15 protein-coding genes and 2 pseudogenes are annotated in these 20,974 nt (G+C 60.3%); 8 read left to right on the plus strand and 9 right to left on the minus strand.

The genetic code is table 11. The annotated features are described in order from the left end of the window. Positions 1–150: 150 nt before the first annotated feature. Positions 151–591, plus strand: a complete 441-nt coding sequence (locus tag LJU32_22070; protein ID WKV88169.1) for a CBS domain-containing protein — start codon at positions 151–153, stop codon at positions 589–591. Between the two features lie 128 nt (positions 592–719). Here LJU32_22070 and LJU32_22075 read toward each other — a convergent pair whose 3' ends face one another. After that, positions 720–1,349 carry a glutathione S-transferase N-terminal domain-containing protein gene (locus LJU32_22075; protein ID WKV88170.1) on the minus strand — a complete coding sequence of 210 codons (630 nt, stop codon included), beginning with the start codon at positions 1,347–1,349 and terminating at the stop codon, positions 720–722. 327 nt (positions 1,350–1,676) lie between these two features. On the opposite strand from LJU32_22075, the gene LJU32_22080 reads away from it, so the two are divergent. The 4 genes from LJU32_22080 (at position 1,677) to LJU32_22095 (ending at position 4,187) form a co-directional block, all read left to right on the plus strand. Then, entirely contained in the window at positions 1,677–2,198 is a 522-nt protein-coding gene (locus LJU32_22080) for a DUF3455 domain-containing protein (GenBank protein WKV88171.1), read from the plus strand. Between the two features lie 161 nt (positions 2,199–2,359). After that, positions 2,360–2,887, plus strand: coding sequence for a sigma-70 family RNA polymerase sigma factor (locus LJU32_22085; protein ID WKV88172.1), 528 nt, complete (start codon positions 2,360–2,362; stop codon positions 2,885–2,887). Positions 2,888–3,017: 130 nt separating this feature from the next. Beyond that, the gene (locus LJU32_22090) at positions 3,018–3,575 is read left to right on the plus strand and encodes an anti-sigma factor (GenBank protein ID WKV91170.1); all 558 of its coding nucleotides are present in this window, start codon (positions 3,018–3,020) and stop codon (positions 3,573–3,575) included. A gap of 132 nt (positions 3,576–3,707) precedes the next feature. Beyond that, the gene (locus LJU32_22095; GenBank protein WKV88173.1) at positions 3,708–4,187 is read left to right on the plus strand and encodes a phage infection protein; all 480 of its coding nucleotides are present in this window, start codon (positions 3,708–3,710) and stop codon (positions 4,185–4,187) included. A 70-nt stretch (positions 4,188–4,257) separates the two neighbouring features. Here the strand turns inward: LJU32_22095 and LJU32_22100 are convergent, their stop codons facing one another. Beyond that, positions 4,258–5,340, minus strand: a complete 1,083-nt coding sequence (locus LJU32_22100; GenBank protein WKV88174.1) for a DUF1615 domain-containing protein — start codon at positions 5,338–5,340, stop codon at positions 4,258–4,260. A gap of 267 nt (positions 5,341–5,607) precedes the next feature. Here LJU32_22100 and LJU32_22105 point away from each other — a divergent pair, with 267 nt between their 5' ends. Together LJU32_22105 and LJU32_22110 are read left to right on the plus strand one after the other, a co-directional pair. Further along, on the plus strand, positions 5,608–7,812 hold the full coding sequence (locus LJU32_22105; GenBank protein ID WKV88175.1) for a TonB-dependent siderophore receptor: 2,205 nt from the start codon (positions 5,608–5,610) through the stop codon (positions 7,810–7,812). 201 nt (positions 7,813–8,013) lie between these two features. Then, positions 8,014–9,543 (plus strand): FAD-dependent monooxygenase, encoded by a 1,530-nt coding sequence (locus LJU32_22110; protein ID WKV88176.1) that lies wholly within the window; start codon positions 8,014–8,016, stop codon positions 9,541–9,543. Positions 9,544–9,667: 124 nt separating this feature from the next. On the opposite strand, the gene hemB is transcribed toward LJU32_22110, so the two are convergent. Together hemB and LJU32_22120 are read right to left on the minus strand one after the other, a co-directional pair. After that, positions 9,668–10,642, minus strand: a complete 975-nt coding sequence (gene hemB / locus LJU32_22115; protein ID WKV88177.1) for a porphobilinogen synthase — start codon at positions 10,640–10,642, stop codon at positions 9,668–9,670. Positions 10,643–10,832: 190 nt separating this feature from the next. Further along, positions 10,833–11,585 carry a glutathione binding-like protein gene (locus tag LJU32_22120; protein ID WKV88178.1) on the minus strand — a complete coding sequence of 251 codons (753 nt, stop codon included), beginning with the start codon at positions 11,583–11,585 and terminating at the stop codon, positions 10,833–10,835. Between the two features lie 283 nt (positions 11,586–11,868). Here LJU32_22120 and LJU32_22125 point away from each other — a divergent pair, with 283 nt between their 5' ends. Further along, a complete protein-coding gene (locus LJU32_22125; protein WKV88179.1) occupies positions 11,869–12,543 on the plus strand; it encodes a histidine phosphatase family protein in 675 nt (224 codons plus the stop codon). A gap of 134 nt (positions 12,544–12,677) precedes the next feature. Here LJU32_22125 and mnmH read toward each other — a convergent pair. The 5 genes and pseudogenes from mnmH to LJU32_22150 all read right to left on the minus strand — a co-directional run bounded on the left by mnmH (position 12,678) and on the right by LJU32_22150 (position 20,937). After that, a pseudogene (mnmH, locus tag LJU32_22130) lies at positions 12,678–13,780 on the minus strand (tRNA 2-selenouridine(34) synthase MnmH). Then, a pseudogene (gene selD / locus LJU32_22135) lies at positions 13,780–14,812 on the minus strand (selenide, water dikinase SelD). Before selD ends, mnmH begins: the two co-directional pseudogenes overlap by 1 nt. Before the next feature lie 171 nt (positions 14,813–14,983). Further along, entirely contained in the window at positions 14,984–16,093 is a 1,110-nt protein-coding gene (locus LJU32_22140; protein WKV88180.1) for a hypothetical protein, read from the minus strand. Positions 16,094–16,323: 230 nt separating this feature from the next. Further along, positions 16,324–16,959 carry a hypothetical protein gene (locus LJU32_22145; GenBank protein ID WKV88181.1) on the minus strand — a complete coding sequence of 212 codons (636 nt, stop codon included), beginning with the start codon at positions 16,957–16,959 and terminating at the stop codon, positions 16,324–16,326. A gap of 1,551 nt (positions 16,960–18,510) precedes the next feature. Further along, a complete protein-coding gene (locus tag LJU32_22150) occupies positions 18,511–20,937 on the minus strand; it encodes a hypothetical protein (protein ID WKV88182.1) in 2,427 nt (808 codons plus the stop codon). Positions 20,938–20,974: the final 37 nt, after the last annotated feature.

Consider the following 20,974-nt stretch of genomic DNA (forward strand, 5'->3'; position numbering starts at 1 on the left):
GAATCCCTAACCACAGACGCTTCATTTACCGATAAAAGATGTTTTTGCGGCAAATGGCGTTTTTGCACGCTAACTGCCGCTTTGCCACCTTGCCCTGCGCGGCTACGTCTACGATGCTTGATGAACAACGACAACACCTGAGTAACCGCCATGAAGACCGTCGCCCAACTGCTCAAGCTCAAAGATCAGAAAAATCAGGAAGTGCACCAGATCAAACCCGATCACATGGTGCTCGAAGCGCTGATGAAGATGGCCGAGAAAAACGTCGGCGCCTTGCTGGTGGTCGAAGACGACAAAGTGGTCGGCATCATCAGCGAGCGCGACTATGCGCGCAAACTGGTGCTGCATGGCCGTTCTTCGGTCGGTACGCCAGTGCGCGACATCATGGTCAAGGACGTGATTACCGTCGACACCCGGCAAACCGTCGATACTTGCCTGGGCATCATGTCGGACAAACGCCTGCGCCACTTGCCGGTGGTCGAGGACGGCCAGTTGATCGGCCTGTTGTCGATCGGCGACCTGGTGAAGGAAGCGATTGCTGAACAGGCCGAGCTGATCAAACAGCTGGAGCAATACATTCGCGGGGAGTAATTTCCGGTCTTCCGCTCATACTTGACCCTGTGGGAGCGGGCTTGCTCGCGAATGCGGTGGGTCAGTCAATACATCATTGGCTGACAAACTGCTTTCGCGAGCAAGCCCGCTCCCACAGGGATCCATTGTCAGCCCTGAGACGGCCAATGCCGCTCAAACACCGGTGCCAGCACCGGGTGCCGGTCGATCCTTTGCAGCCACGCATAAAAGCCCGGGCGGCTCTGGCGCAGGTGTTCGCGGCTGCCGGCCCAGCGGCTCACCACGGCCGCCAGCACATCCAGCGCGCCGGGCGTTTCATCATCCAGATACAGCTCCCCGGAAAACTGATCGGCAAACACCTCCCAACTGAAGTGTAAGCGCTGGCGCGTGCCGGCGATCAGGTTTTGCCGTGCGCTCTCGTCGGGCGTGCTCAGCCAGCGCTCGGGGTAATCGATGATGCCGACCGCCGCGTAGCAATTGCTGACGATATAGGCGAGGCCGCGAATCGCCTGATCACGATCGGCAGCCTTGCTCGGCAGCAGGCCGGACTTGGGAAACGTCAGGCCCAGGTGAATCAGGATCGCCGCACTTTCGGTCATGGCGCTGCCGTCCGGCAGTTGCAGGGTCGGTATCTGTTTCAGCGGATTGAGTTTGCCCAGCGCCTCGTCGGCCTCGGCGCTGGCTTCGGTATCAATGAAGCGATAAGCGATCTGGCACAACTCCAATGCCGCCTCGACGGCAGCCGCGCCGGAATTCTTGTGCCCGTAGAGCTGGTACATGTCCGTTCCCCCGATAAGGCCTTTGCACAGGGTAGATGGCTGGCTTGTTTGCTGTAGAAAATTCTGTCAAATAATCGTTCACGCCAGATGCAAAATCTTGTGGGAGCGAGCCTGCTCGCGAATGCGGTGCATCCGTCACATAAGTGCTGGCTGGCCCGACGCTTTCGTCGGAACGCCGCCCGGAGCAGGCTCGCTCCCACAGGTTTGATCGGTGGTGTTTGAAATTTATTTTTCCGGCACTGCATCCAATCGCCTCCGCCACGGGTAGTCCCTGTAACAGCCCACTCTGGTGCTGTCAGCGCCCTACCCTTTTCGGAGAATCATCGGATGAACATCACCCAGCTGATTGGCTTCACCGGTTTGCTCGCTTTCACCGCGACCACCTTCGCCCAGAGCAGTTATCCCGACGCGATCAAGGTGCCGGATGGGCACAAGATTGCCCTGGAAACCACCGGGGTTGGCGAGATCACCTACGAATGCCGCGACAAACCCAATATGGCCGGGCAGACCGAGTGGACCTTTGTCGGCCCGAAAGCGGTGCTCAATGATCGCAGCGGCAAACAGGTCGGCACCTATTTCGGCCCGCCAGCGACCTGGCAAGCCAAGGACGGTTCGAAAGTCACCGGCACGCAATTGGCCGTGGCACCGTCGAGCCCGGGCAACCTGCCCTATCAACTGGTCAAGGCCAATCCGGCCGAGGGCAAAGGCGCGATGACCGGGGTCAGCTATATCCAGCGTGTTGCGCTCAAAGGCGGCGTCGCGCCGGGCAGTGAGTGCACCATGGCGAACAAGGGCAAGCAGGAAGTGGTGAAGTACCAGGCGGATTATATTTTCTGGGCGGCTAACTGATATCCGGAAGCAGTGCACAATCCTGTGGGAGCGAGCTTGCTCGCGAAGACGGAGTGTCAGTCGCCTTATTACTTTCTGACCCACCGCATTCGCGAGCAGGCTCGCTCCCACAGGGAACAATGCGTCTGGATGTTTGGGAAATGTGAGCTAGATTGCACCCCATGCCTTTAGCCGAATCCGTTTTCGATTACGAAGCCCGCCTCGCCGCCTGTGCCCGGGGCGAGCGCGCGGCTTTGCGCGATTTGTATGTGCAGGAAGGCCCGCGCCTGCTCGGCGTGGCCAAGCGGCTGGTGCGCGATACGGCGCTGGCGGAGGACATTGTGCATGAGGCGTTCATCAAGATCTGGAACGGCGCGGCCGGGTTCGACCCGGCACGCGGTTCGGCGCGGGGCTGGATGTTCAGCGTGACCCGGCACCTGGCTTTGAATCAGTTACGCAAGCAAAGTCGGGAAACGCCGTTCAGCGAAGAACATGAGTCAGCGGCGCCTGATGAGGCGGTCGATGTTCACTCGGCACGCATTCATCGCTGCCTCGAGCAACTGGAACCGCAGCGGCGCAGCTGCATCCTCCACGCTTACGTCGACGGTTACAGCCACGCGCAGATTTCCGCGCGCCTCGACACGCCGCTGGGCACGGTCAAGGCGTGGATCAAGCGCAGCCTCAATGCTTTGCGGGAGTGCATGGGATGACCGGCGAATCAGCGCAGGAACGGGATGAACTGGCCGGCGAATATGTGCTCGGCACCTTGTCGTTCGAGCAGCGCAGCGAGGTGCAACGGCGCCTGCCGAACGATCACGAATTGCGTGCTGCGGTGGATGCCTGGGAGCGGCGCCTGCTGGAGCTGACCGATCTGGCCGAACCTCAGCAACCGTCGGCGCAGCTATGGCCTCGCATCGAACGCAGTCTCGAACGGCTGACGGTGAAGAAACCGCTGACCTCGTGGTGGAACCTGCTGCCGCTGTGGCGCGGTTTGAGTGCGGCCGGGCTGGCGGCGACGTTGATCCTCGGCACCATGCTGCTGACGCAGACTGCGCCGAAACCGAGTTATCTGGTGGTGCTGGTAGCGCCGCAGGACAAGGCCCGGGCTGGGTGATTCAGGCGAGCAATGCGCGCGAGATCCAGTTGATTCCGCTGGGCGTGGTCGAGGTGCCGGCGGACAAGGCGCTGGAGTTCTGGACCAAGGCTGACGGCTGGTCGGCACCGGTTTCATTGGGACTGGTCAAACCGGGGCAAGCGTTGTCGGTGCCGCTGGACAAGTTGCCGCCGTTACAGCCGAACCAGCTGTTTGAGCTGACCCTGGAAGGCGCCAACGGCTCACCGATCGGCAAACCGACCGGGCCGATTCAGGCGATCGGGCGTGCGGTGAAGGTGCTCTGAGGCTCTGCTACGCGGTTGTCCGCAACCATCATCGACGTCGATGTTCACCATCACGGCAATGAAGTTCTCATAAAAAATTCCGGGCGTAACATCAGCTCCATACCAACCAACAACACCCCGGAGCACACCATCATGAAACGCCAGACTCTCCTCAGCATTGCTTTCTCGGTTTTCGCAGTTAACGCTTTCGCCGCCACCCCGGCGCACACCATGATCGCCGAAGGCGGCTCGGACAAACTGATCGAAAGCCGTCTGGCTGAAGGTGGTTCGGATCGTCTGATCGAACGCCGTGTTGCGGAGGGTGGTGCTGATCGTCTGATCGAACGCCGTGTTGCCGAAGGTGGTGCTGATCGTCTGATCGAACGCCGCGTTGCCGAAGGTGGAGCTGATCGCCTGATCGAACGCCGCGTTGCCGAAGGTGGCGCTGATCGTCTGATCGAACGCCGCGTTGCCGAAGGTGGCTCGGATCGTCTGATCGATCGTCGCGTTGCTGAAGGTGGTTCGGATCGTCTGATCGAACGCCGTGTTGCCGAAGGTGGTGCTGATCGTCTGATCGAACGCCGTGTTGCCGAAGGTGGCTCGGATCGTCTGATCGAACGTCGCGTTGCCTGAATGCACGGTTTGAAGCGCAATACCGCAGAGAAACCCGGCCCCCGCAGCCGGGTTTTTTATGTCTGCCTTTTTATCCGGCCTTCGCCATGCAGCGCTTGTAACGCTCGTCCACGCGCTTGGCGAACCAGGCTGTGGTGAGTTTGCGGGTGATCTTCGGACTCTGCAGCACAATCCCCGGCAATACCGCGCGCGGTAACGTTTTGCCTTCGGCCCGCTCCGCCAGTTCGAACACGCGCTGATAGAGTTTGGTCTCCTCGAATTCCAGGGTCTTGCCCTTCTCCAGTTGATCGCGAATCGTCGGGTTGCGCATGCCCAGCGACTTGCCGAGGGTGCGCACCGCCAGTTCAGTGCTGCCGGGCATGATCGAGTCGTAGCGAATCAGGTCACCGTCCAGAGTCAGCGGGATACCGGAAGCGCGGCTGACCGCATTCTGAAACGCGGCATTGCGGCTGGCGTACCAGCCGGCGTTGAAATCGGCGAAGCGATACAGCGGCTCGCGGTAATTCACCGGGTAGCCGAGTAAGTGGGCGATGCCGAAATACATGCCGCCGCGCCGACTGAACACTTCACGGCGGATCGTGCCGTCCACCGGGTACGGGTAATCCTTGGCGTGCTCCTCGGCAAATTCGATGCTGACCTGCATCGGCCCGCCGGTGTGCACCGGGTTGAAGCCACCGAACAGCGTGCGGCCCATCGGCACCATGCCGATAAAGTCGTCAAAGATGGCGCTCAGCTCTTTTTCACTGCGCGCCGCGTTCAAACGTTCGCTGTAGCTCTTGCCATTCGGTGAGCGCACTTGCAGAGCGCCGCTGACCAACAAGCTGGGGATGTGCACCTTGGCGGCGCGGCGATCGATCTCGTCGCGGGCAATCTTGCCCAGTCCGGGCACCGTCGGGTCGGCCTGGAAAGTCGACTCCTGCTCGGCCACGGCGAGTACCGAACATAGATTCTGCGTGGTGGTGTTGATGCCTTGCGCGGCGAACGCGGCGTAGATGTCCGTGGCCCAGCCCTGACGGTCGGCAGTTTTCGCCGGCAACAGCCGAACAATTTCAGCCTTCACTTCAGCCGGCGGGCGCGGCGCCGGTTCGTTGCTGCGCTGGCTGGCGCAACCGGCGAGCAGCAGCAAAGCGCCGAGAGTAATGAGTAATCGCATGTTGCTCCATCCAATCAAATTAGCCAGACCACCATACACAACCCGCGTAGGAGCTGCCGCAGGCTGCGATCTTTTGATCTTGAGATTGACCTTGATCTGCAAAAAGCAAGATCAAAAGATCGCAGCCTTCGGCAGCTCCTACGGATGACAAACTGATTGCAAAACGTTACTGCGAAACCCTATCATTCGCGCCTGGAGTCGCATTAGCGCAAGGAGTTCCGCGCCGCCCTTATTTTTTCATTGGCCGTTCGCCTCCAGGTATCCGACATGCCCGCTTCAGCTCGACTCGGCGCTCCGTTCCGCCCGACTTTGCTTGCCCTGCTGTGCTCCCTGACCGTCACCGCCCACGCTGCTGAAGACAACAGCAAAGCGCTGGTGCTCGACGACGTCAACGTCAATGCCCAGGCCCCTGCGCCCAACGCCCTGCCCCCGGTCTACGCTGGCGGTCACGTCGCGCGCGGCGGTCAGCTGGGCGTGCTCGGCAATCAAGACATGATGGACGTGCCGTTCAGCGCAGCGTCCTACACCGAGCAGCTGATCCAGGACCAGCAGGCGGAAAACGTCGCCGATGTGCTGCTCAACGATTCTTCCGTGCGCCAGGCCTCGGGCTTCTCCAACCAGGCGCAGGTCTTCATGATTCGCGGCCTGCCGCTCAATGGCGACGATATTTCCTATAACGGCCTCTACGGCGTATTGCCCCGGCAGATCATTTCCACCGATGCGCTGGAGCGCGTGGAAGTGTTCAAAGGCCCCAACGCCTTCATCAACGGCGTGACCCCGACCGGTTCCGGCATCGGCGGCGGCGTCAACCTGCAACCCAAGCGTGCCGGCGACGTGCCGCTGCGCCGTTACACCACCGACATCAACAGCGAAGGCCGCATCGGTCATCACTTCGACATCGGCCAGCGCTTCGGCGAAGACAACCGCTTCGGCGCGCGGGTCAACCTGTCGCAGCGCGAAGGCGACACCGGCATTGATCACGAGAACCAGCGCTCGAAACTGTTCGCCATCGGCCTGGATTATCGCGGCGATGCGCTGCGGGTTTCCGGTGACTTTGCCTATCAGAAGGAACGCGTCAACGGCGGCCGCAGCTCGGTCAACCTCGGCACCGCCACGCACATCCCGGACGCGCCATCGGCGGACACCAACTACGCGCCGAAATGGGGTTACACCGATATCGAAGACACCTTCGGCATGCTCCGCGCCGAGTACGACCTCAACGACAACTGGACCGCCTACGCCGCCGGTGGCGCCAAGCACACCCGTGAAGTCGGCCGGTACAACTCGACCACGCTGGTCGGCAACAGCGGCGCCTCGTTCACCACTGGCTCGTTCGTCCCGCATGATGAGGACAACACCAGCGTCATGGCCGGCCTCAACGGCAAATTCAACACCGGCCCGGTCAGCCACAAGCTGAATTTCGGCCTGACCGGGATCTGGGCCGAGCAGCGCAGTGCTTATGACTTCGACCTGACCCGCTACTCGAACAACATCTACCATCCGATCACTCCTCCGGCACCGGTCGGCAATTTCTCTGGCGGCGATCTCAACGATCCGGGCATCGTCGGCAAGACCTTCAACCGCAGTGTGGCGATTTCCGACACCCTCGGGTTCTTCGACGATCGCCTGCTGGTCACCGCCGGTCTGCGCCGTCAGCAACTGGTGGTGCAGGGTTACAGCTACGCCAGCTACGGTAGCGGCCCGCGCTCGTCGAGCTACGACGAGTCGATCACCACGCCGGTGTACGGCATCGTGTTCAAGCCGTGGGAGCATGTGTCGTTCTACGCCAACCACATCGAAGGTCTGGCCCAAGGGCCGACCTCGCCGACCAGCTCCGGCGGTTTCCGCGTGACCAATGGCAACGAGGTTTACGCACCGAAGCGCTCCAAGCAGACCGAGCTGGGCGTTAAGGTCGACATGGGCACCTACGGCGCGAGCCTGGGCGTTTATCGCATCGAACAGCCGAGCGACGGCTACTGCGAAATCAACAGCGCCACCACTTGTACCTACGTGCGTGAAGGCGAGCAGATCAACAAAGGTGTGGAAATGAACGTGTTCGGCGAGCCGATCGACGGCCTGCGCCTGATCAGCGGCCTGACCCTGATGGACACCGAACTGAAAAACACCCTCAACGGCGCCAACGACGGCAACCACGCCATCGGCGTGCCGACCTTCCAGTTCAACGCTGGCGTGGATTGGGACGTGCCGGGTCTGCAAGGCGTCGCGCTGAACGCGCGGATGCTGCGCACCGGCGGGCAATACGCTGATGCCGCGAACAACCTCAGCCTGCCAACGTGGAACCGCTTCGACGCGGGCGCGCGTTATGCGTTCAAGGTGTCGGAGAAGGACGTGACCGTGCGGTTCGGCGTTGAAAACGTGGCGAACAAGAAGTACTGGGAATCGGCTCAGGGCGGCTACCTGACCCAGGGCGAACCGCGAGTGGCGAAGTTGTCGGGGACGATCGACTTCTAAGCGTCATCGCGTCGTAAAAAGGCCCCGCAGCTTCACAGTTGCGGGGCCTTTCTGGTTTTTGTGATGCTTGATCCGGCTTCTTCGCGAGCAGGCTCGCTCCCACACTGGAATGCGCTCCCTGTGGGAGCGAGCCTGCTCGCGAAGAGGCCGGAACTGGCGACCTGATCCATACTTGCTGCACAGCCACAAGAGGACAGCCCCATGAACCGCAGCGACGTGCTGATCATCGGCGCCGGCCCGACCGGTCTGGTCCTCGCCCTGTGGCTGAGCAAACTCGGCGTGCGCGTGCGCATCATCGACAAGACCTCGGCACCCGGCACCACTTCCCGCGCGCTGGCGGTGCAGGCACGCACCCTCGAGCTCTACCGCCAACTCGACCTCACCGACACCATCGTGCGTCGCGGCCATCAGGTTGCGGCGGCGAATTTCTGGGTCAACGGCAAAGCGGTTGCGCAGTTGCCGCTCAAGCGCATCGGCGAAGGCTTGACGCCCTACGCCTTCGTCGAAATTTTCCCGCAGGACGAGCACGAACGGCTGCTGCTCGAGCGCCTGGAAGACTACGGCGTCAGCGTCGAGCGCAATACCGCACTGGACAGCTTCGAAGAAACCGGCGACACCCTCACCGCCCATCTGCGCCTGCCCGATGGCCGCCAGGAAGTCTGTCAGGCCTGTTATCTGGCCGGTTGCGACGGTGCGCGTTCGGTGGTGCGCAAAACCCTCGACACCGACTTTCCCGGCGGTACCTATCAGCAGATTTTCTACGTCGCCGACGTCACGGCCAGCGGCCCGGCGCTGAATGGCGAGCTGCATCTGGACCTCGACGAAGCGGACTTTCTCGCGGTGTTCCCGCTGGCCGGCGCAGGCCGTGCGCGGTTGATCGGCACGGTGCGTGATGAACGCGCCGAGCGCGCCGACACCCTGCAATTTTCCGACGTCAGCAGCCGCGCCATTGAACACCTGAAAGTGCATATCGAAGACGTCCACTGGTTCTCCACCTACCGCGTGCATCACCGGGTGGCGGAGCACTTTCGCAGCGGTCGGGCGTTTCTGCTAGGCGATGCCGCCCACGTACACAGTCCGGCCGGTGGCCAGGGTATGAACACCGGCATCGGCGATGCGATCAATCTGGCGTGGAAACTTGCCGCCGTGCTCAGTGGTGGCGCCGAACCGAGGCTGCTCGACACCTACGAAACCGAGCGCATCGCCTTCGCTCGCCGCCTGGTGTCCACCACCGACAAGGTGTTCAGTTTCGTCACCGCCGAGGGGCGCATGGCCGACCTGCTACGGATGCGTGTGGCGCCGTTTCTGATACCGAAAATGGCCTCGTTCGAAGCCAGCCGCGAGTTCCTGTTTCGCACGGTCTCACAAGTCACCCTAAACTATCGCGGCATGCCGCTGAGCCAGGGCGAAGCGGGCCACGTGCACGGCGGTGACCGCTTGCCGTGGGCGCATGATGGCGAGGGAGATAACTTCGAGCCGCTACGGCAGCCGTGCTGGCAGGTGCATGTCTACGGCGACACCAGCGACGAAATGATCGCCTGGTGCAATGAACATCACTTGCCGCTGCATGTGTTCGACTGGCGACCGGCATTTGAAACGGCGGGATTGGGGCGCAACGGGTTTTATCTGTTGCGGCCGGATACTTATGTGGCGGTGGCGGATAACAGCGCCGATCCAAAAGTGATCGAACGCTACTTCCGCGATCACGGCATCCGCCCGTTCTTCAACTGACAAACCACCCTTCAACTGTGGGAGCGGGCTTGCTCGCGAAGGCGGTGTGTCAGTGCCAGATGCGCTGCCTGACAGTCCGAATTCGCGAGCAAGCCCGCTCCCACAGTTGCATTTGCAGCGTTGATTAAATTCCCGCCAGTGCCAGATCCATCGCAAAGTAAGTGAAGATCAGATCCGCCCCGGCACGCTTGATTGCGCCAAGGCTTTCGCGCACCACGCGATCTTCATCGATCGCCCCGGCCTGGGCGCCGAACTTGATCATCGCGTACTCGCCGCTGACCTGATATGCCGCCAATGGCAGGTTCGAAGCCTGGCGAATGTCGCGGATGATATCGAGGTACGCGCCAGCCGGCTTGACCATCAGCGCATCGGCGCCTTCCTGCTCATCGAGCAGCGATTCGCGCAGGGCTTCGCGGCGATTCATCGGGTTCATCTGATAGCTTTTGCGATCGCCCTTGAGCGCGCTGCCGCCGGCCTCGCGGAACGGGCCATACAGCGCCGAGGCGAATTTGGTCGAATAGGCCATGATCGGAATCTGCGTGAAGCCGGCGGCGTCCAGCGCCTGGCGAATCGCGCGCACCTGGCCGTCCATTGCTGCCGACGGTGCGATCACGTCAGCCCCGGCGCGGGCGGCGGCCACGGCTTGCTTGCCGAGGTTGATCAGAGTCTGGTCGTTGTCGACTTCGTGGTTGTGCATCACGCCGCAATGGCCATGATCGGTGTACTCGCAGAAGCAGGTGTCGGACATCACGATCATGTCCGGCACGGCGTCCTTGGCAATGCGCGACATGCGCGACACCAGCCCGTCTTCGCGCCAGGTGTCGCTGCCGTTGGCATCCAGATGATGGGACACGCCAAAGGTCATCACCGACTTGATGCCGGCACGGGCATAGCGCTCGATTTCACTGGCCAGTTTGCGCTCGGGAATGCGCTGCACGCCGGGCATGCTGGTGATCGGCACGAAGTCGTCGATCTCTTCCTCGACGAAAATCGGCAGGACCAGATCGTTCAGGCTGAATTCGGTTTCCTGGAACAGACTGCGCAGGCTCGCATTGCGGCGCAGACGGCGGGGACGTGCTTCGGGGAACTGACTGGACATGGGGCCTTTCCTGAAAACAGCGGATGAGACGAAAGTCGTAGGGGGCGAAGCTTATGCCTTGCGGCGGGTGCGGGACAAACCTGGATCAATCAAGAGAGCGTTACCGGGTACGCAATAATCTCTTTGCAGCAACATAAATCCCTGTGGGAGCGGGCTTGCTCGCGAAAGCAGTGGGTCAGCAACAGATGCGTCAACTGACAGGATGCTTCGCGAGCAAGCCCGCTCCCACAGGGGGATGTGTGTTGTCAGGAGGGATGGTCAGGCCGCGGATTACGGCTGGGCGGGCGAGGAATTTCTCCAGCACGCGCGTAACATTCGGGAAGTTCTCAATGCCCACCAGATCTCCGGCTTCATAAAACCCGATCAAGTTACGCACCCACGGGAACGTGGCGATGTCGGCGATGGTGTAGCGCTCGCCCATGATCCAGTCGCGGCCTTCGAGGCGAGTGTTGAGCACATTCAGCAGGCGTTTGCTCTCCTCGACATACCGATCGCGTGGACGCTTGTCCTCGTAATCCTTGCCGGCGAATTTGTTGAAGAAACCGAGCTGGCCGAACATCGGGCCGATGCCGCCCATCTGCCACATCAGCCATTGGATGGTCTCGTAGCGCAGCGCGCCTTCCTGAGCGAGCAACTGGCCGCTCTTGTCGGCGAGATAAATCAGGATCGCGCCGGATTCGAACAGCGGCAGCGGCTGGTCTTCCGGGCCATGCGGATCGAGGATCGCCGGAATCTTGTTGTTCGGATTGAGCGAGAGAAACTCTGCCGAGGTCTGGTCGTTGGTGTCGAAACCGACGCGGTGCGGCTCGTACGGCAGGCCGATCTCTTCGAGCATGATCGACACTTTGACGCCATTCGGGGTCGGCAGGGAGTAGAGCTGAATCCAGTCAGGGTACTGCACCGGCCATTTCTGAGTAATCGGGAATGCAGACAGATCGGTCATTGGAAGCATCCAGTCACAAATTGAAAACCGATCATAAAGTAGGCCTGCCGCCGCGCCTACACGAACCGTAACATCCTGTCGCTAACCTGCCTGCATGCCCGCAAAGGTTGCCGTTAGAGTGCTGCGCACTGGCCCGGATCGAACCAAACGGGCATTACAGGACTCTGAGCTATGCCTTTCTCGCAGAGGAAGCTGTTCACGACAGGGAAACACCCGGTGCTGGGAGCCCGCGGTGCCAAGGTTTGTCAGCCTTAACCGATTTTGCTGAAGAACCCTCGAATTGATGACGAACCTGATGAGTTTCGCCAAACGCTTCAAACATCGCGCGTACGTGGCCCTGCCCTCCCTGCTGGCAGTCAGTGCGCTGTTTCTTTCCCTCGAATCCAGCGAAAGCCGCGCACAACCGGCGGACGGCACGCAGACGCTGGTGTTCCTGCGCCACGCGGAGAAACCCGAAGGCGGCCTCGGCCAGCTCAACTGCCAGGGCCTGAACCGCGCCATCGACCTGTCGACCCTGCTGCCGGAAAAATTCGGCAAGGCCGACTATGTGTTCGCCGCCAACCCGACGCGCAATGTCGAGGAAGGCGAACTGGACAATTCCTACAGCTACATTCGTCCGCTGATGACCATCAGCCCGGCCGCGATCAAACTTGGCCTGCCGGTGAACATCGAGTTCTCCGCCAACGACACCAGCGATCTGGCCCGCGAGCTGCTGGACGAGAAGTACCACAACTCGACGATCTACACCGCCTGGTCTCACGGCTACCTGCCGGAGTTGATCAACAAGGTCGCCGGCAATGCGGTGGGCGAGCGGCAGAAGATCACCGATGACTGGGCCGGCGATGACTTCGACTCGCTGTATGTGCTGACCCTGAAGTGGCACAACGGCAAGGCCAGTCTGCAGAGTCATAGCTACAAACAGGGGCTGGATAACGGCAAGGACACTTGCCCGACCTGAGTTCTGTATTGCCTGACCCGGCCCTATCGCTGGCAAGCCAGCTCCCACAGGTATGAGGGTGTGTATGAATTACCTGTACACCCACAATACCTGTGGGAGCGGGCTTGCCCGCGATGGGGCCAGCGATAATGCCTTCAAACCCTCTGGCTCACCCTCGCGCGCAAATACTCGATCACCGCCCCCGCTCCCCGGCAAACTCGATCCGCCCGCCCTTCTTCTCGCGCTGGAACACATACATCGGGTCGTAATACTCGCGCAGCAAGCCCTCGATCCAGCCGCGATGCAGCTCTACCGCACCGCTGCGGCCCTGCTCGGCCAGCGCCTGCTCCATCAACACCAGCATCCGCGAATGGCGCTCACCGCCGAGGCGTTTCTGTACGTTGTTGAGGCTCTCCAGCAGACGTTCGGAAAACAAGGCAAAACCGTTTTCGCCGTGCAGCGAGGCGAACTCCGCCGATAGATCGATGACGTAATCACGCAGGATCCGTTCGACACGATCCTCGAAACGATCTTCCAGCCAGACCATCGGGTACTGCTGCATGCCCTGATACAGCGGCAGCGGCAAGGCACAACTGCCGACCACGCGGCTCTCGTCTTCGAGCACAAACTGCTCGATCCCGGCATCGCGTTTCTTCAGAAAGTCGATGGCCAGGCGATTCTCGAAATCGATGTTCGACGGCTGCCCGGTGGCACGTTTGCCGAAACTGGAGCCGCGATGGTTGGCGTGGCCTTCCAGATCGACACCGTTGCGCAATTGCACCAGCACTTCGGTCTTGCCGGTGCCGGTCATGCCGCCGAGCAAAACAAAATCACACTGCGCGATGGCCTGCTCAAGGGTGTCGATCAAAAAACTGCGCATCGCCTTGTAGCCGCCGCCGACGCGCGGATAGTCGATGCCCGCCTCGTCGCGCAACCACTGCTGGGTGATCTGCGAGCGCAAGCCACCACGGAAACAATACAGATAACCATCGGGATGGGCCCGGGCAAAATCGGCCCAGGCCTGGATGCGCTCGGCCTTGACCGAGCCGGACACCAGTTGATGGCCCAGCTCGATTGCCGCCTGCTGGCCATGCTGCTTGTAGCAGGTACCAATCTTCTGCCGTTCCAGATCATTCATCAGCGGCAGATTGACCACGCCGGGGAAGGCGCCTTTGTGAAACTCGACCGGCGCCCGGGCATCCATCATTGGCCGGTCGTTGAGGAAAATATCGCGGTAGTCGGTGCAGTCGCGGAGCATCAAATCACCTCGACCGCGTTCGTCTGTCGCTCAACCAGTTCGCCGATCGGCGCAAGGTTCAGGCCCAGTTCGGCGGCGACGCCGAGGAACTCGTCATTGCCTTCAGGCGTGACCGCAATCAGCAGACCGCCGCTGGTCTGCGGATCGCAAAGCACGCGTTTGTGCAACTCCTGCACGCGGCCAACCTTGCTCGAATAGCTGTCGAAGTTGCGCAGCGTACCGCCCGGCACGCAGCCCTGATCGAGGTAGTACTCGACGCTGTCCAGACGCGGCACGCGGTCATAGGCGATGCGCGCGGTCAACTGGCTGCCATCGGCCATTTCCACCAGGTGCCCGAGCAGGCCGAAACCGGTGACGTCGGTCATCGCCGTAACGCCGGCGAGTTTGCCGAAGCGGCTGCCAGGCTTGTTCAGGGTGCACATCCAGTCGCGGGCGACACCGACGTCGGCGGCGCGCAACTTGCCCTTCTTTTCCGCGGTAGTGAGGATGCCGATGCCCAGCGGTTTGGTCAGGTACAACAGGCAACCGGCGGTAGCGGTGTCGTTGCGTTTCATGTGGCGCTTTTCCACGAGGCCGGTGACGGCGAGGCCGAAGATCGGCTCCGGCGCATCGATCGAATGCCCCCGCCAACGGAATGCCCGCCGCGTCGCACACCGAGCGACCGCCACGAATCACTTCCCGCGCCACCTCCGGCGCCAGCACATTCACCGGCCAACCGAGGATCGCGATCGCCATCAACGGATCGCCGCCCATCGCGTAGATGTCGCTGATCGCGTTGGTTGCGGCAATGCGGCCGAAGTCGAACGGGTCATCGACAATCGGCATGAAGAAATCGGTGGTCGACACCACCCCGCGCTCGGCATCGATCTCATACACCGCCGCGTCATCACGCGATGCATTGCCGACCCAGAGTTTTGGATCGAGGTTCTGTGCGCCGCTGCCGGCGAGGATCACTTCCAGCACCTGTGGGGAAATCTTGCAGCCACAACCGGCGCCATGGCTGTATTGGGTCAGACGAATCGGCTCGCTCATGGGAGAGTCTCTGGCAATGAATGGGGCGGATTCTAGCAGAGCGCGAGAGCGCAGATTTTTGTCCTGACCGAGCGGCCCTTCGCGAGCAGGCTCGCTCCCACATTTGTACCGTGGTCTCCTGTGGGAGCGAGCCCGCTCGCGAAAGCAATCGAACCTGCCTGCACCGTCCAGTCAGCCCCGCCTGCAAACCTCAGCGAAAATCTGCGTAATCGGCCGATGCGGCTGGCGCTTGTGCATCCGCCGCACTTGTTCGCTTAGTCGCAACAGCTCTTCACTGGGCTTGGCCCATTGCTCTTCGGGCAGCGGCTCGGACCATGCACGCATGACTTCCGGCAGCGCCTGCTTGCCGATTCTTTCCAGACGGCGCACTTCCCATTCGACCAGACGATTGGGAATCGTCCATAAAGTCATGACGTGATACAGGTACCAAAAGAACCCCGACAGCCGCGAGCGGCGGCCTTCACGGATCTGCTGATGCATTCGCGCGCGGGCGTTACGGAAAGTGTGCAGGCCTTCGTAGGGCGGGTCGTCCGGGCCTTGCAGATCCTGCAAATCCTGAATTGATTTGAGGTCGTTGACTTCGTACTCCATGTAACCGCGAATCGCCTCCCAATGGCTGATCGCGAGCTCCAGGCCGGCGCATTGGAATTCCTGGCTTATGAGGGTTTCACCTTGGTAGAAACCGATGCCCATGCCGTATTGGCGATGGATGCCAAACTGGGTGGCGCCTTTGGCTTCGATGATCCACGCGGACAGCGATTCCCATGGGATGAAGACTGGTTTGGTGGCGCCCTCGGGCATGAAGCAGACTTCGCGGCGTTGACGGTTGAAGCGGGTTGGGATGAGGGAGAGGCGTTTTTTGTGAGCGTGGTGCCAGACGCCTAGTCCAATAAGAAGGATCGAGGGGCCGCAGATTAATTGGTTCTTGTAAGCCTCTTCGAATACACCAATCATTGATTCCCAAATCGCCCCGTTCCCATAGCCAAAAATAATGCCTAGCAGGCCGGTAAATAAAGGAAATAAAACAATGATCATAAAGGCGCCTGCGGTTGGCGCGCCGAGAATTACCTGCCACGAAAATACCTCTGGGAGTCCAAGCCCAAAGTCCATGTATGCTTCGTTTAATTCCCCAATGTGAGGCCCATAAGGCGGCATTGCTGTAGGTAATGGCAACGGTGCGACATAGGTAATTTTTCCGCTTGGGAACGGCTCTACATCGCCCGGTCTTCTAATCACCTCACTTAGCGCATCAACAAGAGGCTCATTGTGATTATTCAGCATGGTCAGCCCATTCGAGGTATTGAGTTTCTACCAGCAGAACCATCGGGTTTTCGTTGAACGAGCCGGGAGCAACAACTGAGAAATGGCCGCCACCCCGAGGGTCTCCCACCTCGGCCAAGATCAACCGAAACATCCGCATCCAACGCAGTCCCCTGTGTGAGCGAGCCTGCTCGCGAAGGCGCTCAAGCAGGCAAAAACCTCCCACCCTCTGGTCACAAAACTGCTCTGCATCAGTCCACAGCCCGCCTGCAAATCTCAGCGAAAATCTGCGTAATCGGCCGATGCGGCTGGCGCTTGTGCATCCGCCGCACCTGTTCACTCAGCCGCAGCAACTCTTCACTGGGCTTGGCCCATTGCTCTTTCGGCAGCGGCTCGGACCAGGCACGCATGACTTCCGGCAGCGCCTGTTTGCCGATCCTTTCCAGACGCCGCACTTCCCATTCGACCAAACGGTTTGGAATCGTCCATAAAGTCATGACGTGATACAGGTACCAGAAGAACCCCGACAGCCGCGAGCGGCGGCCTTCACGGATCTGCTGGTGCATCCTCGCGCGGGCGTTACGAAAAGTGTGCAGGCCTTCGTGGGGCGGGTCGTCCGGGCCTTGCAGGTCCTGCAAATCCTGAATTGATTTGAGGTCGTTGACTTCGTACTCCATGTAACCGCGAATCGCCTCCCAATGGCTGATCGCGAGCTCCAGGCCGGCGCATTGGAATTCCTGGCTTATGAGGGTTTCACCTTGGTAGAAACCGATGCCCATGCCGTATTGGCGATGGATGCCGAACTGGGTGGCGCCCTTGGCTTCGATGATCCAGGCGCTGAGCGATTCCCACGGGACAAAGACAGGTTCGGTGGCGCCCTCGGGCATGAAGCAGACTTCGCGGCGTTGACGGTTGAAGCGGGTTGGGATGAGGGAGAGGCGTTTTTGTGAGCGTAGTGCCAGACGCCGAGGCCAATAAGAAGGATCAAGGGGCCGCAAATTGATTGGTTCTCGTAACCCGCTTCGAACACACCAACCATTGATTCCCAAATGGCCCCGGTTCCATAGCCAAAAATAATGCCTAGTAACCCTGTAACTAAAGGAAATAAAACGATGATCATAAAGGCGCCTGCGATTGGCCCACCGAAAATTAGCTGCCACGTAAATACCTCTGGCAATCCAAGCCCAAAGTCCATGTATCCGTCGTTTAACTCTCCAATATGAGGCCCATAAGGCGGCATTGCTGTAGGTAATGGCAACGGTGCGAGATAGGTAATTCTTCCGCTTGGGAACGGCTCTACATCGCCCGGTCTTCTAATCACCTCACTTTGCGCATCAACAAGAGGCTCATTGTGATTATTCAGCATGGTCGGCCCACTCGAGATATTGAATTTCTACCAATAAAACCGGAGGGTTTTCCTTGACCGAGCCGGGAACTACTACAGCGAAATGGCCGGTATCCCGGGGGCAATATGAATCACACGAGTTCGTGCTTCCGACTCGCCTCTGCCATTGACGGACTGAATACATATGGCAAGTTCTAGCGTTTCCTTTGCAGGCGCGTATTCAGAATCGGGACGGACGGGGTATTGAAGGCAGAGCACCAAACCCTCTGGCGTCGATTTCACGATTCGCAAACTGCTCAATATCTCCTCACTGATCACTTCCTTGCGCGCTTGCGGCACCCCGCGACCATGCAGCGGTACAACAAGTCGATAGGCACCGATTCCCAAGCGATGACTCGGTTTACCGTTTAAAGGCGGCAGAAGATCATTTAGCGCCAGCCTCGGCAGAACCAAATGAATATCGCTCGGTTTGGCGCCAAATAATAAAGTCTTCAGCCAGGTGTCACTGGGATCAGGTCCTGATTGGGCGTAAGGAGCGTGTATCAAAAACGCCAGATAATTTTGATAGTCATCCAGGGAGTGGTCACCGCGCATCTGGTCATCACGGCTCCAGGGTGTGATTTTCAACCACTTGTCGTGGGCGGAGACGTTGTAGCGATTGAACAGCCAAGTACCGACAAACTCCAGAACAGTGAACAATGCACCGGCTAAATTGAAGCGAAAAAACACTAAAGAAAGACGTGTACCAGCGGCAGCCCAAGCGGCTGTTCGTGCAGAACTATTCGGTGCTGCTAAGACTTTAATGGAAGCATAAATGGTGTTACCAAACCCGTAGCCATTAGTTGCAATCATGCCTGTCGCGCCCAATGTCGCCATCGCAGCCGCAGTCTGCTCAGCTTGAGTCCCACTGCGAATCGCATCTTGCCACTTTCGATTTTGTTTTCCGAGGCTGGCACCAGAGGTGCTTAAACCCAAAACATAAGTAAAGAAGCCCAAACCAACATGCAACTTACCCATTTGCACACGAACCTGTCGCAGCGCTTCCAGCTGCAAACTGGCAACAAGGCTGGATCTTCGAGCCCTTAACGCTGTATCAGCAAGCCCCTGTGCAGCGGTAAAACCCGCCGCGCCTGTCGCGGCAAGGGCCGCGGAAAACTCCGCTCGTTTCTTCCTGTCCCTCGTCTGCTTCATCACCTCTCGATAAGCCCCCACCAAATTCACCACCTGCACCAACACCACCACCAACCCCATCCCCTCCGTCCGCACCAGACTCGCCTTCGAAACCCCCGCCCCCCGCGCGAATATTCTCCAGCAACCCGCGCAATTCTCCGTGCTGCGCCGGCGGAAACACCACCGTCAATCCCGCTTTCGCCGGGGTGGCGCCGTACAGCCGCGCCGAGCGATCCGGCAGTTCATCAATCGGGCTCAACGCCGCCGCCAGCCTTCCTTCGAACAAGGCCAGTTGCGTGCGCACGCGGACGATTTCCTGCTGCAATTCCATCGCCCGGGCGGTTTTGTGGCCTTGGCGGTTTTTGTTGTGGGTGAGCTGGTTGCGTTCGCGGTTGAGGGTTTTCAGGTAGTCGCGTTCGCGCAGCACTTCCTTGATCGTGGCTTGCAGCGCCGCTTGTTCCGCCGGGGTAGACACGGTGAAGGTCACGCCGCTGGTTCGCGCGGCGTCGAAGACGCGCAGGCGCAGGGCTTTGGGCAGGCGCTGGAACAGTTCGTCGAGGTCGGGGATTTTCTCGCCGGCAAGATCAAAACCTTCCAGCGCCCGGCTCAGGCCGAGGTTCAGCGCCGGGCTGTAGGTGTCTTGCACGGCATCGGCGAGGACGCGGCTGTGTGCCGGCAGATCGTCGAGGGCCGGCAGCTGCGGCTGCTCGATGCTCTGCAATTTGGCCAGCCAGTCCGGCAGGTTGTTGAACATCGCCATGCCGGCGTTGAACAGCGTTGAATATTGCCCGGCCTGTTCGGTCTGCAAACGCAGCGGCAAGGTGTAGAACAACGGGCGGGTCAGTTGCGGGTGTTGCTCGAGGTAACCGAGCATTTGCTCATTGGCCGCGTCGCTGCGGCCGATGTCCTTGAGGCAGGCGTATTCGCTGGCGAAAGCCTGATCGATCTGCACTTGGCCGTCGAAATACCACGCCGAGCGATGGAAACGCCCGGCGCACAGCAGTTGCGCGCGATCGGCAGTGATGCGTTCGAGCAGGCGATTCCAGCGCCCGAGGTTGTCGCGATGACTGTTGAGCACCTCGTCCATGGCCGGGCGGTCGATCAGGTCGTTGATGCCGCGTTTGCCGCTGAGCAATGGGCCGTCGAGCACGTCTTTCATGCGCCGACTCTGATCTTTGCCGAGCTCGACCAGTGTGCTCAGGTGACGCTCGACGAAATCGACCGGGGCCACTTCGAGAAAATATTCACGGGTGTAAAAGCGTCGGTCCGCCTCGGCGGTGACGCGAGCGTGCGCGGTGAAGTCCGGGGCGACGCCGTCGAAACGGTTCAGCGCCAGTGACTCGTCTAATGCCTTTTCGCGCTGTTGCTGCAGTTCAGGTCTAGTCTGGGTATCGGTCGGGACAACCTCACCACCCTTGTTCAAATACTCGAGCAGCGCCTGCCGGGTATTTTCCCGATCCGGTTCGGGCAATTGCTCCAGTTCAGCAAACAATGCCTGAGCGCGTGGATCGTCGCTGGCCTTGGCCAAAGTGTCGAAGTCCTGAGATCCGAGCTGGCTCAGCGACTCGATGTAACTGGCCAGCAGATAGTCGCGCTCGTTGTTGTCGGTGTTGCTCCACTGCTCGATCCAGCCGACCACCAGATCCTGATAATCAGACAGATCGCGCATCACGCCGAGGTCGTCGTTGACCAGCAGAAACAGCGTGTCGTCCTGATAAGGCCCGCGCACCCGCCCGAGAAACTCGCCGATATGCGCCTCGCGAAAACGTCGCGGGTTTTCCCACAGATAGGGTTCGCGTTCGTGCTCCGGCGCATCGCTGACCTGCACCGTCGGCATCCGCGTGGCGTCCGCCTCGGCCAGCGGTTTTGCCGTGCAGGCCACCTCCGCCAGCCACTGTTTCGCCTGGGCCACGGTAAGCAAATGCTCGCCGCCGATCAGACAATGCACCGGGCCGAGATCGACCGCCTGCATGAAGTGCTCGCGCTCCTCCGCGCTGTCCAGCACCTGTCGGCATTTCGCCGCGCTCAACTGCACATCCGCGAAGGTCACGTAAAGGGTGCTTTTGCGCGAAAAGATCAACGCCGGACGTTCTTCGATGGCGCTGCGCTGCTCCTCGCTGACGCTTTTGCCGCGATGCAGCAATGCGCTGATGACACCTTCCAGCACGCGGTATTCGTAGAGCTCACCGCTGAGACTGTCGACGATGTACAGCCAGCCATCGCGCAAACGGCGGATGCCCATGGGGCGCGTGGTCAGGGTGTACGGCAGCGTGATTTCGGTGCTGGGGTCGAAGGGTTTTTCGACAAGGCCGTACGCGAGGGGCAGCAGTTGCACGTGGGTGTTGCGCAAGGGCAGGCGGCTGGCGCACCAATGGGCGCTTTCGAGG

This window comes from Pseudomonas sp. B21_DOA, from assembly GCA_030544685.1.
In the GTDB taxonomy this organism is placed as follows: domain Bacteria; phylum Pseudomonadota; class Gammaproteobacteria; order Pseudomonadales; family Pseudomonadaceae; genus Aquipseudomonas; species Aquipseudomonas fluorescens_AO.